The following is a 12,825-nucleotide window of genomic DNA, read 5'->3' on the forward strand; positions in this document are numbered from 1 at the left end:
CTTATTGAACTCTCTCATTCACAATAGCCCCTCCCGTTCTTTGGTGCAATTCCAAAGGATAGGCAGATGACTTCTAAAAATTCTCTCTGGGGTTCTCGGATTTATCGTGTGACCAATCGCGGAGCGGAGCCTTTTTCCATTCGCGTGAAAGGTCGTGACCGTTGGGCGCTGGAAAACCTTATCAATGCCGGTGACGCTGGCTGCACACCTATCGACAATCCGGCCCCGCGCTGGTCAGCTTATGTGTTCAAGCTGCGCAGCTTCGGCGTCAATATCGATACAGTTCATGAAGAACATACCGGCCCATTCAGCGGCACTCATGCCCGCTATGTGCTGCGCTCTAAGGTTTCCTGTCCTGAGATGGATGCGGAGGCGGCAGAATGAAGAACGCCAGAGAGATTACCCGCGCTCTGGGTGGTCACTGGCATGGCCGGTACGGTGTTGCACGCTGTCCGGCACATGGTGACAAGCGCCCCAGCCTGAGCCTGTCAGATGGAACGGACGGCAGACTGTTACTGCGCTGTCATTCCGGCTGCGAGTTCACACACATTCTCGATAGCCTCAAAGGGCTTGGACTGGTCGAAGGCGAGGGGAACTATTCGCCGCCTTCAGCTGCCGATCTGGGGCGCATCAGGCAGTCCGAGATTGAGGAAACCGAACGCAAGGAAGCGCTGGCACTTTCTTGCTGGCGCGATGCTCGCCCTATTCGTGGCACGATAGCGGAAACGTATCTCAGGCATCGCGGCATTACTTGCGAGGTTGCTGACAGTCTGCGCTTTCATCCTGATTGCTGGCACCCGTCACGAAACCGCTTTCCTGCAATGGTCGCGCTGGTCGAGGGCGCGCCACGGCTTGCAGTGCAACGCACCTATCTGCGCGCTGACGGTCTCGGAAAAGCCCAGATCGAACCGGCCAAGGCAATGCTTGGAGCCGTGGCAGGCGGTGCGGTGCGGTTATCTCAGGGCAATGACAAGCTGATTGTGTGCGAAGGCATAGAAACCGGCCTTTCGCTTCTGTCCGGCCTTGTTCACGGCTCTTTGTCTGTCTGGGCCGCATTATCGACCAGTGGAATGAAAGTCCTCTCACTGCCGGATAGCCCGGCATTGCTGACGGTCGCCACTGATGGGGATGCAGCGGGCCGGGAAGCGGGGAATGCATTAGCCACACTTGCCACGGCAGCAGGTAGGAAAGTCAGCCTATTGCCAGCGCCTGATGGTCACGACTGGAATGACATTCTCATGATGAAAGGTGCGGCTGCATGAACACGCACGAACCCGTGACCGGGATTTTCGATAAGATTGTGAAAGAGCAGCCCTTTGAGCTTTGGAAGAAACCGGTCCCGATTTCATCCAGCTTGCCAGCGGTCGAAGCATTCGTGCCGGAACTGCTGCCCGCTGCACTGCGCAATTATGTATTTGACGTAGCAGACAGACAGCAATCCGTACCTGACTTCGTGGCAGTGGCAGCATTATGCGGACTTGCTTCATTGATCGGCAATCGCATTCGCGTGGCTCCGAAACAATGGGATGACTGGATTGAGGTGCCGAACTTGTGGGGCGCGGTCATCGGCCCGCCTTCGGCTATGAAGACACCAGCCATGCAAAAGGCTCTTGGTCCCGTCTACGCCATTCAGGACGATATGCGTAAACAATGGCAGGCCGATTTGAAAGCTGCCGACATTGATGATGTTCTGGGCAAGATTGAAGCCAGAGAAGCAACGAAGTCCGCAGCCAAGGCTTATAGAACGGGCGATAAGGACGGCGCACGCGCTATTCTTGCTGATGTGTCCAAAGATGACGAGGACGAGCAGCCTTGCCCGCGTATTGTCGTAAATGATGCGACTGTGGAGAAGCTGGGCGAGCTTTTGAATGAAAACCCACGCGGCCTGCTTCTGGTACGTGATGAATTGCCTGGCTTCCTTTCCCAGATGGAAAGTGAAGAACACGCCAGCGACAGGGCTTTCTATCTTGAAGCTTTCAATGGTTCCGGCCAATTCACTTATGACCGTATTGGGCGCGGTACTGTGCATATCGCAAATTGCACTGTCAGCCTCATCGGAGGCGTGCAGCCCTCGCGCATTGCACCGATTGTCCGGGGAGCGATTACTGGAACGAGCAATGACGGCTTAATCCAGCGCCTACAAATGACTGTGTGGCCAGATCCGCGAACATCGTGGCAGTGGGTTGACCGGCACCCTGATAGAGACGCGCGTGACGCCTATGAGAAGGTATTCCGCGACATTCACGAACTGGATTTGGGCAGTTCTGACAATCCTATCGTGTTTAGGCTTTCGCCAGCAGCGCAGGGCATGTTTCAGCAATGGATGCAGGAAATTCAGACAGATGCGCGCAGCGGCAAGCTTTCTACCGTTCTCGAAAGCCACCTTCTGAAAATGCCAAAGACGATTGCCAGCCTCGCGTTGATATTCGAACTGGTTGAGGGTGGTCGCGCCGAAGTCGGGGCCGATGCAATGGCTCTGGCTCTGGGCTGGGCAGACTATCTACGCAGCCATGCAAACCGGCTCTATTCGTCTGGAAACACTATCGTTGTCGAGGATGGTGCGCGCCTCATATTGGAACGCCGGGACACGTTGCCTGATGAGTTCACCATTCGCGATATTCATCAGAAAGGTTGGGCTGGTTTAGCGGATCGTGAAGCCGTTAGCGCTGCCATTGAGCTGCTCGAAGAAACGAACCATTGCCACAAGTTTGAAAAGCGGGCTGGAGCAACTGGTGGGCGTCCATCTGCATCCTATCGGTGGAATCCGAAAATCAGGGAGGCGAGATAATGGGACGCTGGCTTGATGCATTAAAAAAACACGAAAACGCCCCTGACGCGAACCCTCAAAACCCTCAAAACTCAACCAATAGGGGTTTTGAAGGTTTTGAGAGTTTCAATTCTACGGATTTGGAGAAAAATTCTAATGCTGCCTCAGACGGCTTGGAGGCGGCGAAGGACAACCAGAAAACAGAAGAACCGCTTTTTTTGCGCCAGTCCAAGGGCGAAAGCGAACGGCGGCGGGTTATCCCTTTTCCGGGTCGAGAATGGACGCCAGACGGCAAAATCAGGCCGGACGATCCAGAGCGATATTTGGATGCGCTGCGGCTTCACGGTCCAATGTCTTACGGCATGGCAATGCGTGTTCTCCAATGGGGCGGCACACGCGCAGGGCAGGCCGAAGACGCGCTTTTGGAACAAGGCCGGATCAAATTCAACAAGCGCGGATGGGCTTATCCCGTCGATAGGTCGGAGGATGAAAATGTCTGATCCAGTTAAGCGCGCGGCTATCTGGCTGGCAACCACACCAAACGCAGCAAAGCCTCGTCCTGTCATTCCGTACCTTCGAGAGCAGTTTGGGCTGACAGCATTCGAGGCTGTCCAGGCAATTACAGAAAGCAATCTGATCAGGGTGAGAGCGCAATGAACGAACAGACATTGAAAACGTCATATGACCACGACCCGATTATGTACTCGTCCTTTGTCGGGTGCCTGCATTGGGCACTTGGTGACAAGAAAATCGTTGATCGATACCGGGAAGAAACTGGCGATACCTTCTCACCAGCCAGTTCGCCAGAGGCGCGCCTGATCGATCAGGCGACCGGCGCGGACATGGCTTTCCTACAAAGGTTCTCGGAGTGGGTTGAGAAAAACATATTCGGCACCCCTGAACAGGTTTTCGGGGAGGGCGCATGAATATTCATACCGCGTCCAATTTGGACATTGAACGGTTTCGCAAGGTTTATGCGCTGGTCACTGGTGGCGCAACCGAGGGCGAGCGCGCAGCGGCCAAGGCCAGAGCCAGCAAAATAGCTGCAAAGGCTGGCCTGTCTTTCAACGATGCCGTGTCCAAATTGGACGCGCCTATGCAACAGCCGAAACCAAAGAATATATTCGAGGATTTTTTCAACAGCCCGGATATGAAAGCTCAGCGTTCGGATCGGCAGCGCAAGGATGCTTTGAAACGCGAGTTGGTGCTGGAGGAATATGGATCCATTAAGGCTGTGTTTGATCCTAAGCCATGGGAAGTAGCTCTCAGAATGGCAATCGAGCCGTTTTCCGTGGTCATGTCATATGCGTGCACGTCAGGAGTTCAGCGTCAGTACACGGCATTCATGGACGGTGAGCAGGCCGGTATAATGCTTAGGGGAACCGAGAGAGCCAAGAGTGCGATTGCATCTGCATTTCCCATGCCAACGACCATCCAAGCGGCGATGGATGAAATTAAGGCTTGGAATAAACAGCGATGGGACCGCGCCTTGTTCTTTGAATATTACGAGCAAGAGCCGGAGGTTTATGTTCGCCAAAGACTGGTTGAGGATTTCATTGAGAGACAGCCCGTGCAGTCATGGGATGATATGGAAGCTCGGTTTGCGTGGAAAAAATATGAATTTGAGAGCCAATGGATTGAACCTACAGAACGGGAAGACCCGTTTATGGACCGCATAGAAGCTGACTTCACCATTCTTCGCGACCTTTATGAGAGCGGCAACCCGCATGCGGCAACTGTCCAAAATGGACACTGGACTAATGCTGACAAACGCGCAGCCGTCCTGTCCATGTTGGACACGCAGCCAGAACTGTCTGACCGCGAGATTTCCCGGCGTCTTGGCGTAAGCCCTCAAACCGTTGGCAATTGGCGCAGGCGCATTGTGACTTGATATGGATCACATGATGCCCTGATTGGCTTTATCGCGCCTTGATTATTTTGGACGCGATAAGCCAGCCTACTATTGGCGTAATGATAGCGCTGATAACCACGGCCCAAATCATCGGATAGGCTGGGCTTTGAGAAAGCTCTGGCACTGTCAGGATTACGATGAACCCCATGCCAATCAAAACGATGAACGCAATCGAACTTATGATCGATGCCAATTGAAGCTTTGTCCCCACAACGCCCTCCAGAAGAATACATATTGATCCCGGCACGATGCATTGTCTGCAACATTCACGCATTGATTATGGTCAAAGGCGATGAGCTGGATCAGTAAAGCCCAACACTAGCACAAAAGACAGATTGTCGCACGTCTGAGCATCGTCGGAATTTGATGGAACATGATAGACGATGATGCGGCCTGATATAGATCAAGTCACTGATAATAAATAGCTTTCATCTCACTTTGTGGCTCCGTACGTGATACAATCGTATTAACGAAAGGAGGCGGCAATGCGCGCTGATGTTGCAATGGCTGACTACATTCTCGTTCGGGTTTTCACCGACGAGAAGCGAGTTTTGAAAGAGATGGCACAAGAGAGCGGAACGTCTCTATCCGAGTTTGTTCGCTCTCGCACACTAGGAGGCATGAAGTCTGGTGGAGGTGCTGTCCATGGGGCTTCTTGATACACTATTTTCGCGAGCTTCCTCCGATCCATGGGAAGGACTTCGCCAGCCCACGCCACAGCCGGTTCAAGGACCGCAACAATCTCAGGGCGGATTGCTTGGTGCTGTATCTAATATGTTCAATGGCAACGGGCAGTCGGCGGAAACGACAGGGCCGCAACAGAACGCGCAGTCTGGGTTTTCGGGAGAGAACTTTCGCAACGTGCTGCAAGATTTGAGCATCGGGTTAATGATGTCAGATCCGAACTTTCGTGGCGTTGGCCAGATGATGGCCATGCGTCAGCAGACACAGGCAGAAAATCAGCAGAAACAGCAGACGGCAAATCAAACCGTGGGCTGGTTAACGAATAATGGCGTGGGGCAGCAGGAAGCTGAATTCCTTGCCAAGACGCCTGAGGCGCTGAAATCCTGGTATTCCGCTTTCAGTGCAGGTCAAAAGCCTGATTGGCAGATTACGGACATTTACGACGATCAAGGCCGTCCAGTTAAGGCGATGATCGATAAGAACACCGGCCAGTATAACGTCATTGGCGGTGCAAAATCTGAATCGACCCCCCTCATGCAGAACATTCGGGCTGCTGGCTTGCAGCCCGGTACACCCGAATACCAAAAGGCAATTCTTGATGGCACTCGCAGCGGTGTTAACGTCGATGCGCGAAATATGGGATCGATCCCCCAAGGATATAGGGTGAATTATGATGATAGGGGCAATCCTGTCAGCATGTCGCCTATTCCGGGAGGGCCAGAAGATACGTCAAAGACAGATGCAGCTCGCAATCAAAACCTTGCAACCTCAACTGATATTATTGTGAACGCTGCGAAAACGGCCCGCGATATCGCAAAGTCAGGGGGGCGCTGGACAACTGGTGTTGGCGGGCAGGTGCTTTCTAAAATTGGAGAAAGTGACGCCGCAGAACTGCGGAGGCAGGTCGCAACATTGACGGCCAACGCCAAGATAGAGAACCTTCAGGCGATGCGTGCAGCAAGCCCAACAGGCGGAGCTCTTGGTGCAGTGTCGGACAGTGAGAACGCTATGTTGGCGTCAAAGACAGGTGCTCTAGATCCAGATGCCTCTCCGGACGTTTTTCAGCGACAGCTGGACGATTACGAGCGCACATTGCTTCGTGTAATTCACGGCAAAGAAGCCGGGGACAGGATATTTGATAGCTCTCGTGACGCACAGGGCGCAAAAAGTACAAAAACCGGCATTCAGTGGAGCGTTGATTGATGGCTACTCTTACGATCAACGGGCGGAAAGTGACGGTCGATGACCGATTTCGGAGCCTTTCACCTGAACAGCAGGAAGCAACTGTCGAGGAAATTGCTGGCTCGCTAGGAATCGCCGGAAGCGATACCAGTCCAAAGCAGGACGGCAGCTTAAATGCTGATAATGCAGTTCGCGCAGTTGGAACAGGCGTCCCGGTTCTCGGTGGTTTCCTCAACCGCCTCGACGCTGCGACAAATGCGACCTTAGCTCCGCTGGTCGATCCATTGTTGCCAGATAGTTTTCAAAAGCTTCCCGGCGATTCATGGGGTGAGAGATACGATCAAGCTCTAAACATTCAGCAGGGCAAGGACGAAGCTTTTCAAAGCGAGCATCCTTATGTGAATACTGGGCTTCAAGTCGCAGGCGGAATAGGGGCCATGGCTCCAGCGATAGCTGCAGCGCCGGGACTGTTCGGAGCGGGTGGCGGTAGTCTTTTGACAAACTCGCTCGCTGGGGCTGGTAGCGGTGCAGCCATAGGCGGCTTGGATGCGGGAGTGCGTTCAGATTTTGACCCGAAGGCTGTTCAGAGTGGCATTACGTGGGGCGGAGGGCTCGGCCTATTCGCTCCAGCCGTAGGGCGCGCAGCTGGAAAAGCTGTCGAGAAGGTCGCGGGACGCTTTCGCTCGCCAACGGCAGCACAGCAAAGGGTGTCCAGTGCATTAAGTGCCGATGGCGTGGATGATGTTGCGGCTCGTCTTTCACAAATGGGGCCGGACGCGATGCCAATGGATCTTGGCCCTAATTTGCAGGCTCAAGCTGCGGCTCTCGCAGGCACACCCGGTAAAGCACAGGAAGCCGTCCGCAGCGCTATTGCACAGAGGCAGGCTGGTAGCGGGCAGCGCGTGATGACAGCACTGGATGACGCATTAGGGCAAACAGTCGATACGGTTGCACTTGCAGACGATATTATTGCCCGCAGGTCGGCAGCAGCCCGCCCGCTTTATGAGGCTGCATATTCAAAACCAGTGCCATTCACGAAAGAGCTAGAAGACATCCTCCAGCGCCCTACGGTCGGTAGGGCATTGAAGAAAGCCCAGGCATTGGCTGCGGACGAAGGCATGACTTCGCGACAGTGGTTTGCCAATGTGGCAGACGATGGAAAAGTCTCACTGTCAAATGTCCCAGACGTTCGACAGCTTGATCTGACGAAACGAGCTTTGGACGATATGATTTCCACGGCACGGCGCACAGGCAATAACAATGAAGCCCGCATATTTTCACAGCAGCGCGATATGTTGACGAAAATGGTGGATGATGCCGTCCCGGAATATGCTCAGGCTCGAAACGCGTTCAGCAGCAGGAGTGCGGTAATTGATGCTCTTGAAGACGGGCGAACTATCTTCAGTCGGCAGATGACGCCTAATGAATTGCGCACCCGTCTCAGTCGAATGGACGAAGCTCAGCGGGAAGCATTTATTCAGGGCGGTCGGGCTGCGATTGCTGACATCATGGGTACGGCCCGCAATGACGCTACTGCCGCCCGCAGTTTATTTGCTCAGGGTTACAATCGTGAAAAGCTTTCAATGTTGGTGGGCGGTGAAAATACAGCGCGTATGCTCAAATCTCTTGATGCTGAACAGGCGTTTGCCAATTCACGGAATAGAGTGGTTTCAAATTCTGAGACATTTGCCCGAGCGCAGGCTGCAAAAGACATCGGTGTTTCGGGCAAAGAGCCAGGTGTTATGCGCGAAATGCTCAACATGAACGCTGGTAACGCAGCAGCGAAGTTTGCAGACCGCTTTACAGGCAAGATGCAGAACGCCGCGCAGCAGAAAAGCAATGCTGAGCTTGCGCGGTATTTGACCGTTCGCGCTGGTGATCCGAAAAGCTTGGTTGAAGCTCTCAGCCGGGTAACGGCGGCTCAAAAGCGTGGCGCAATCACTAACGAGCAGGCGCGCCAATTCATCATAAACGTACAGATGCAATTTAATCAGAGAAATGGATCTGGCCGCAATCCGTTGGAAATCACAGTAGGTCGCCCGAATTAGGGCGTCTCGCGAACGTTTCTTGATGCCAAAGCAAATAGCCCCACTCCGATCAAGGCTCCCACAAAAACCCCAGCGCCGAAATCGTCATTGATGCCGGTAAGAAGCCATTGAATACCACCCATGATCAGTCCGAACAGGATGAAACAAGCCCCGTAGATAAATCCTTTTTGGTTTCTGGTCATGGTCACATTCAGATAAGAGTTAGAGAGATATCCGTATGATGCAGGAAAACTTTGAAGAAGTCGCGCTTGAAATTGCCGACAGGCTTAAAGCGGCCCGGGAGAACTGGGAATATACTGCAGACTTGGATGCGTCTTTGACCCGCTTGCTGGAATCTCGTGGTGAGACACCAACCGACGCATTAGCAGCACTGGCTTATTGTGGCGCCTTGATCGGGGCTAAAAACCTCGAAAACCTTCCGGTTGACGCGCGCGAGCAATGTGCAGATATGGCGCTGGTGATGCTTGTAAAAGCCACCGACATCTTGGAAAGACAAACCGGGCGCAAAGCGACTGAGTTTCTCGGCTGCAAAGGACCCGGCAAGCTTTGGGAAAACTGATATTCAAACACCCGGCCAAGTGAAATCGTTCTGCACCATCCCTGAGCAGTTGTAATTATAAGCAAATTGGCCATTCATCTTGCTTCGGCAGACGTAGACCGCGTTTCCATACTGATTGCGAATAAGGTCCCATGCATAGCCATAATTATAGTATGGCTCATATCGATTTGGCCGGTAGCCACCTCCGCCGCAATTGTTGTTCGCGCAAACTGCGACCGCTGTTCCGACTGCTGCAATAGCTAAGCCTGCCGCAATTGCCTGGTTCTGCTGCTTTACCGCATCAACGCACTGTTGAGCCGATATTCCTCGCTTGATAGCTTCTAGGATGAGTTCTTGCCGAAACTGCTCGTCTTTGGTCGTCAGCATCGATCGACACAGGGCAGCTTTGCCAACTGACTTTGGATTTTTGCGCAGAGTTTCCTGTGAAGTTGTGCACGCTGTAAGCGCGAACGCAAACACGAGCGCCGTTGACGCTCGAAAATATTGGACTGACATGATTGCCCCCTTTTCCCCATCGAAAGAAAAGCACACGTCTCAGGTAGAGTCCATCGCGACTTTGGGGTGATAGCGGAGATGGTGATGTAGCCGGGAATCGTCTTATCTAACAGTACTGGATTGAATACTCGCTGAAACGCGAGCAACGTAAGGGCGAAGGGGGATTATTTTGGATATTGAGTACTGGCAAAGATGGATTACTGTTATTGGGCTGATTTTTGGCTTCGTTGGTGTGCTTCTTTTAACCTACGAATGGCCATACATCGTTGCCGACGCAGTCAAGAAACTTGCGAACATGAATGAGGCAACTCAGGTGAGGCAGTCTCTGAAGATTCGAAGAAATTATGAGAAATGGCATCCCCGTTGTAGCTCGAAATACTCGATCGTAAAAAGCTATGCCGAAGGCATTATCAGCGGCATGAAACGACAGAGCGCATCCATACAGCGCTACACTGACAATATTGCAATAAAGTATGACTTGGCGCGGAGCAATGTTCTCGATGAAAGCGGCATCGTCATGCCCGACGCCGTTAAAAAGCAATGCTCGCTAGTTACGGATTTTGTTATCGACCTGAAAGAAACAGGCGTGCCCGTTAATCAAGCTCGGGCGGGTTTAAAATGGGTACTTTGGGCTTTGGTGCTTCAGATTCTTGGCAGCATACCAGTCTGAGAGCGATTTGAATCATTCCAAAAAATAGGCAACCCCTCACTTGATAATACAGGGAGGAAACAGGGCGTAGACCGTTTCTTAACGGGAAATAACGGGCCGGTTACCAATCATTAACTTTTATTGATGCGCTCCACGATGATAGATCGCCTCGGCGCTGAGTAATTTTGGGAGGAGTTGCTGGCGCTGTCGCTCCGCGCCGAGTGCGTAAGTCGCGGGGCGACCTTGCTGAAAACAGCATCAGAACAGCACGCAGCCACACGTCATTTTTTCGTTTCAGACTTTCATATTTTCGTTTCAAGAATACGGAGTAATGGGGAGAGAAGCCGCGCTCGTCCATTTTCAACACCGCTTCACACCTTTTCTTTTGAACAGCGGGGTTATCGGTAATCCTGATTTTGCAGCATTGAACGCAGACCTATGAGCTGCTTGCATATTCTTCGGCGGGGATTTGTCCAGATTAGGAGCAAATCTATGTACTTGAGTGATTACAGCCGATACGCGGAAAGTGGCCAACGCGCGCGCAGGCGAATGCGCTTCCTTGGTGAAACGCCGAACGGTAATAAACTGTGGACCCCGAAGGAAGATGAGCTTTGCCGAGAGTACGGCTCAGATTATGCGGTACTGGCAAAAAAGCTGCCGCATCGTTCGTACATGGCAATAAAAAAGCATTGTCAAAAGCTTGGACTGCGCCCTCGTCTCCGCGCGGTTACCGCCAAAGAATTGTCGTTGATGCGCAGATTGGTTCCTCGCGGTACTTCTGATGAAATTCAACAGGCGTTTCCACATCGTACGTTGAACTGCATAAAGTCGATATGCCTGTACCATGGAATTTACAAAGAGAAGAAGCCATATCAATCAACCGGTATTGCCCTCATTGATGACATTCGCGCTCGCTGTTTTGAGAACAACCTGACTATGACCGATCTGGATGATATCGCTAGGACTAAACGATATTTCCAAAATAGGGGCTGGAAAGACAGCAAAGCGCCGAACTACGCAGCCGTCTACAAGGCAGTTGCCGCCCTCGATGGTGAAATCTCCATTCGCTGGAGGGACGAATGAAACCCGACCGCTATTCAATTGCTGCTGAAATCGAACGCTTGATCGATATGCTGGATCAGATGGAGGATGATCCAGACCTTGAACTGGAACCGCTAGAAGAACAGCACGATGCGGAATCCGATCTAGCTTGGGCGAATGGGTACGCTCCCGACTGGTTTGTTATTGCTGAGCGATCCAGACGAAAGGCTAACGGCATTCATTGAGGCCCTATCTCGACAGCCTTCGACAATTTTGCTTTGATCTGTCTGGGGATTGGGGGATTTAAGATTGTCGAAGGCGAAAAACTGGATTCTTGGCGCAGCTGCGTTATTCGTTCTTGTGAAGGTTTTCGGTAAAGACGAACCCCAAACTGTCCCATCCTCACCCCCTGTAGCTTCGCAACCTGTTATCAAATCTCCCGAACCTGCGATTCAGCCGATGGGCTTCGTGCAGGCGACTTCGCCACGGCAGACGGAAACGCCTCCTCCATCATCGGACCGTCATCCGCTCGTGGGTAAAACACTTTATGCTACCGCCAATGTGAATATGAGGCAGGAGCCTTCTGTTTCGGCAAAAATCATCACTTCAATCGGACGAGGCAAAGCCGTGAAGGCTTTGAACTACCGATCCGGCTGGTTCAGCGTGTCATACGACAATCGCACCGGCTGGGTGTCTGAGCCGTATCTGGCTGAAAAGCCACCGTCTCCACCGGCAAAGACAGTTTCAACTTCTCGAACCGTAGCGCCGCCTGTTGCATCTCGCGTTGCTCCGGCACGTCGCTTAGGACAGCCTACTCGGTCTGCTTATGTCGGAACTTGCGATTGCCCATACGATAGGATGCGAAATGGCCGTTTATGCGGACGTAATAGCGCTTACAGCAAACCGGGCGGGCGCAGTCCTGTTTGCTATCATTAGGCAATAATTTCAGCTCCTCGATCTGGAGCAAGGGCACCGACTCGAGATACGATGCGCAAACATCAAGGGGCAACACAATGGGAGGAAACATGCGTGGAATAATTGGTGCAGGCATATTGTTGGTCAGCACATGCTGGTTTTACCCCTCGCAAGCACAGACTTTCGGCGGCTACGATTGTACCGAAGATTGTTCTGGCCATAAAGCGGGCTTCGACTGGGCTGAGCAGAACGGTATATCAAGCGAAGATGATTGCGGAGGCAATAGCAATTCTTTCGAAGAAGGCTGCAAAGCGTATGTCGAGGATTCTGATCGTGGTTCGGACGAAGATGACGACGGAAACGAGATTGATGAATGAAAGTACTGTCTGCCACTTTAACCGTTATAATCTTGGCTAGCGTGCTGACGGGCTGCGCTAATCGCTCATGCCGCGATTGGCCAGGAACGTGCATGATTCAATAATAAAAGCACAAAATTGCGCCCGTTATCACCTGCGCCAAGAGAGATACTGTTTGGCAATTCGGATATTAAATAAGAGTATTGTGAAATTAGGT

19 protein-coding genes are annotated in these 12,825 nt (G+C 52.4%); 16 read left to right on the forward strand and 3 right to left on the reverse strand.

All coding sequences use genetic code 11. From position 1 onward, the window contains the following. Positions 1-66 precede the first annotated feature (66 nt). From C9380_RS13290 to C9380_RS13315, 7 genes are read left to right on the forward strand one after another with little or no spacing between them, the layout of a single operon-like run. Positions 67-384 carry a winged helix domain-containing protein gene (locus C9380_RS13290; RefSeq protein WP_128093737.1) on the forward strand — a complete coding sequence of 106 codons (318 nt, stop codon included), beginning with the start codon at positions 67-69 and terminating at the stop codon, positions 382-384. After that, on the forward strand, positions 381-1,262 hold the full coding sequence (locus tag C9380_RS13295; protein WP_128093738.1) for a DUF7146 domain-containing protein: 882 nt from the start codon (positions 381-383) through the stop codon (positions 1,260-1,262). Before C9380_RS13290 ends, C9380_RS13295 begins: the two co-directional genes overlap by 4 nt. Then, positions 1,259-2,788: a YfjI family protein gene (locus C9380_RS13300; protein ID WP_128093739.1), complete on the forward strand. Its 1,530-nt coding sequence runs from the start codon at positions 1,259-1,261 to the stop codon at positions 2,786-2,788. The genes C9380_RS13295 and C9380_RS13300 overlap by 4 nt, the downstream gene beginning before the upstream one ends. Next, positions 2,788-3,267, forward strand: coding sequence for a hypothetical protein (locus tag C9380_RS13305; RefSeq protein WP_128093740.1), 480 nt, complete (start codon positions 2,788-2,790; stop codon positions 3,265-3,267). The genes C9380_RS13300 and C9380_RS13305 overlap by 1 nt, the downstream gene beginning before the upstream one ends. Next, entirely contained in the window at positions 3,260-3,424 is a 165-nt protein-coding gene (locus C9380_RS26860; RefSeq protein WP_164844657.1) for a hypothetical protein, read from the forward strand. Before C9380_RS13305 ends, C9380_RS26860 begins: the two co-directional genes overlap by 8 nt. Beyond that, complete coding sequence (locus tag C9380_RS13310; protein ID WP_128093741.1) at positions 3,421-3,693, forward strand: hypothetical protein; 273 nt, start codon at positions 3,421-3,423, stop codon at positions 3,691-3,693. The genes C9380_RS26860 and C9380_RS13310 overlap by 4 nt, the downstream gene beginning before the upstream one ends. Beyond that, entirely contained in the window at positions 3,690-4,658 is a 969-nt protein-coding gene (locus C9380_RS13315) for a helix-turn-helix domain-containing protein (RefSeq protein ID WP_128093742.1), read from the forward strand. Before C9380_RS13310 ends, C9380_RS13315 begins: the two co-directional genes overlap by 4 nt. A 28-nt stretch (positions 4,659-4,686) precedes the next feature. Here the strand turns inward: C9380_RS13315 and C9380_RS13320 are convergent, their stop codons facing one another. Beyond that, complete coding sequence (locus C9380_RS13320) at positions 4,687-4,890, reverse strand: hypothetical protein (RefSeq protein ID WP_128093743.1); 204 nt, start codon at positions 4,888-4,890, stop codon at positions 4,687-4,689. 274 nt (positions 4,891-5,164) lie between these two features. Here C9380_RS13320 and C9380_RS26865 point away from each other — a divergent pair, with 274 nt between their 5' ends. From C9380_RS26865 to C9380_RS13330, 3 genes are read left to right on the forward strand one after another with little or no spacing between them, the layout of a single operon-like run. Then, the gene (locus C9380_RS26865) at positions 5,165-5,338 is read left to right on the forward strand and encodes a plasmid mobilization protein (protein WP_164844658.1); all 174 of its coding nucleotides are present in this window, start codon (positions 5,165-5,167) and stop codon (positions 5,336-5,338) included. Beyond that, on the forward strand, positions 5,325-6,566 hold the full coding sequence (locus C9380_RS13325) for a hypothetical protein (RefSeq protein ID WP_151081279.1): 1,242 nt from the start codon (positions 5,325-5,327) through the stop codon (positions 6,564-6,566). The genes C9380_RS26865 and C9380_RS13325 overlap by 14 nt, the downstream gene beginning before the upstream one ends. Then, positions 6,566-8,593 carry a hypothetical protein gene (locus C9380_RS13330; RefSeq protein ID WP_128093745.1) on the forward strand — a complete coding sequence of 676 codons (2,028 nt, stop codon included), beginning with the start codon at positions 6,566-6,568 and terminating at the stop codon, positions 8,591-8,593. Before C9380_RS13325 ends, C9380_RS13330 begins: the two co-directional genes overlap by 1 nt. Here the strand turns inward: C9380_RS13330 and C9380_RS13335 are convergent. Then, entirely contained in the window at positions 8,590-8,775 is a 186-nt protein-coding gene (locus tag C9380_RS13335; RefSeq protein ID WP_128093746.1) for a hypothetical protein, read from the reverse strand. The genes C9380_RS13330 and C9380_RS13335 overlap by 4 nt on opposite strands. A gap of 35 nt (positions 8,776-8,810) precedes the next feature. On the opposite strand from C9380_RS13335, the gene C9380_RS13340 reads away from it, so the two are divergent. Further along, positions 8,811-9,152 (forward strand): hypothetical protein, encoded by a 342-nt coding sequence (locus C9380_RS13340; protein WP_128093747.1) that lies wholly within the window; start codon positions 8,811-8,813, stop codon positions 9,150-9,152. Positions 9,153-9,155: 3 nt separating this feature from the next. Here the strand turns inward: C9380_RS13340 and C9380_RS13345 are convergent, their stop codons facing one another. Then, on the reverse strand, positions 9,156-9,518 hold the full coding sequence (locus C9380_RS13345) for a hypothetical protein (protein ID WP_128093748.1): 363 nt from the start codon (positions 9,516-9,518) through the stop codon (positions 9,156-9,158). A 298-nt stretch (positions 9,519-9,816) separates the two neighbouring features. On the opposite strand from C9380_RS13345, the gene C9380_RS13350 reads away from it, so the two are divergent. From C9380_RS13350 to C9380_RS13370, 5 genes are all read left to right on the forward strand, one after another. After that, positions 9,817-10,317, forward strand: coding sequence for a hypothetical protein (locus C9380_RS13350; RefSeq protein WP_128093749.1), 501 nt, complete (start codon positions 9,817-9,819; stop codon positions 10,315-10,317). A gap of 471 nt (positions 10,318-10,788) precedes the next feature. Beyond that, positions 10,789-11,379, forward strand: a complete 591-nt coding sequence (locus tag C9380_RS13355; protein ID WP_128093750.1) for an SANT/Myb-like DNA-binding domain-containing protein — start codon at positions 10,789-10,791, stop codon at positions 11,377-11,379. Beyond that, positions 11,376-11,582, forward strand: a complete 207-nt coding sequence (locus C9380_RS13360; protein WP_128093751.1) for a hypothetical protein — start codon at positions 11,376-11,378, stop codon at positions 11,580-11,582. Before C9380_RS13355 ends, C9380_RS13360 begins: the two co-directional genes overlap by 4 nt. A gap of 64 nt (positions 11,583-11,646) precedes the next feature. Continuing rightward, complete coding sequence (locus C9380_RS13365; RefSeq protein ID WP_128093752.1) at positions 11,647-12,273, forward strand: SH3 domain-containing protein; 627 nt, start codon at positions 11,647-11,649, stop codon at positions 12,271-12,273. An 89-nt stretch (positions 12,274-12,362) separates the two neighbouring features. Further along, on the forward strand, positions 12,363-12,629 hold the full coding sequence (locus tag C9380_RS13370) for a hypothetical protein (protein WP_128093753.1): 267 nt from the start codon (positions 12,363-12,365) through the stop codon (positions 12,627-12,629). Positions 12,630-12,825: the final 196 nt, after the last annotated feature.

This window comes from Brucella pituitosa, assembly GCF_003049685.1.
Taxonomy (GTDB): Bacteria; Pseudomonadota; Alphaproteobacteria; order Rhizobiales; family Rhizobiaceae; genus Brucella; species Brucella pituitosa.

Bases quoted from the DNA above. Each gene is read 5' to 3' on its own strand.
- C9380_RS26865 (WP_164844658.1), top strand. From the start codon at position 5,165: ATGCGCGCTGATGTTGCAATGGCTGACTACATTCTCGTTCGGGTTTTC.
- C9380_RS26860 (WP_164844657.1), top strand. From the start codon at position 3,260: ATGTCTGATCCAGTTAAGCGCGCGGCTATCTGGCTGGCAACCACACCA.
- C9380_RS13305 (WP_128093740.1), top strand. From the start codon at position 2,788: ATGGGACGCTGGCTTGATGCATTAAAAAAACACGAAAACGCCCCTGAC.
- C9380_RS13295 (WP_128093738.1), top strand. From the start codon at position 381: ATGAAGAACGCCAGAGAGATTACCCGCGCTCTGGGTGGTCACTGGCAT.
- C9380_RS13355 (WP_128093750.1), top strand. From the start codon at position 10,789: ATGTACTTGAGTGATTACAGCCGATACGCGGAAAGTGGCCAACGCGCG.
- C9380_RS13310 (WP_128093741.1), top strand. From the start codon at position 3,421: ATGAACGAACAGACATTGAAAACGTCATATGACCACGACCCGATTATG.
- C9380_RS13325 (WP_151081279.1), top strand. From the start codon at position 5,325: ATGGGGCTTCTTGATACACTATTTTCGCGAGCTTCCTCCGATCCATGG.
- C9380_RS13315 (WP_128093742.1), top strand. From the start codon at position 3,690: ATGAATATTCATACCGCGTCCAATTTGGACATTGAACGGTTTCGCAAG.
- C9380_RS13330 (WP_128093745.1), top strand. From the start codon at position 6,566: ATGGCTACTCTTACGATCAACGGGCGGAAAGTGACGGTCGATGACCGA.
- C9380_RS13300 (WP_128093739.1), top strand. From the start codon at position 1,259: ATGAACACGCACGAACCCGTGACCGGGATTTTCGATAAGATTGTGAAA.
- C9380_RS13335 (WP_128093746.1), bottom strand. From the start codon at position 8,775: ATGACCAGAAACCAAAAAGGATTTATCTACGGGGCTTGTTTCATCCTG.
- C9380_RS13340 (WP_128093747.1), top strand. From the start codon at position 8,811: ATGATGCAGGAAAACTTTGAAGAAGTCGCGCTTGAAATTGCCGACAGG.
- C9380_RS13290 (WP_128093737.1), top strand. From the start codon at position 67: ATGACTTCTAAAAATTCTCTCTGGGGTTCTCGGATTTATCGTGTGACC.
- C9380_RS13360 (WP_128093751.1), top strand. From the start codon at position 11,376: ATGAAACCCGACCGCTATTCAATTGCTGCTGAAATCGAACGCTTGATC.
- C9380_RS13345 (WP_128093748.1), bottom strand. From the start codon at position 9,518: ATGCTGACGACCAAAGACGAGCAGTTTCGGCAAGAACTCATCCTAGAA.
- C9380_RS13370 (WP_128093753.1), top strand. From the start codon at position 12,363: ATGCGTGGAATAATTGGTGCAGGCATATTGTTGGTCAGCACATGCTGG.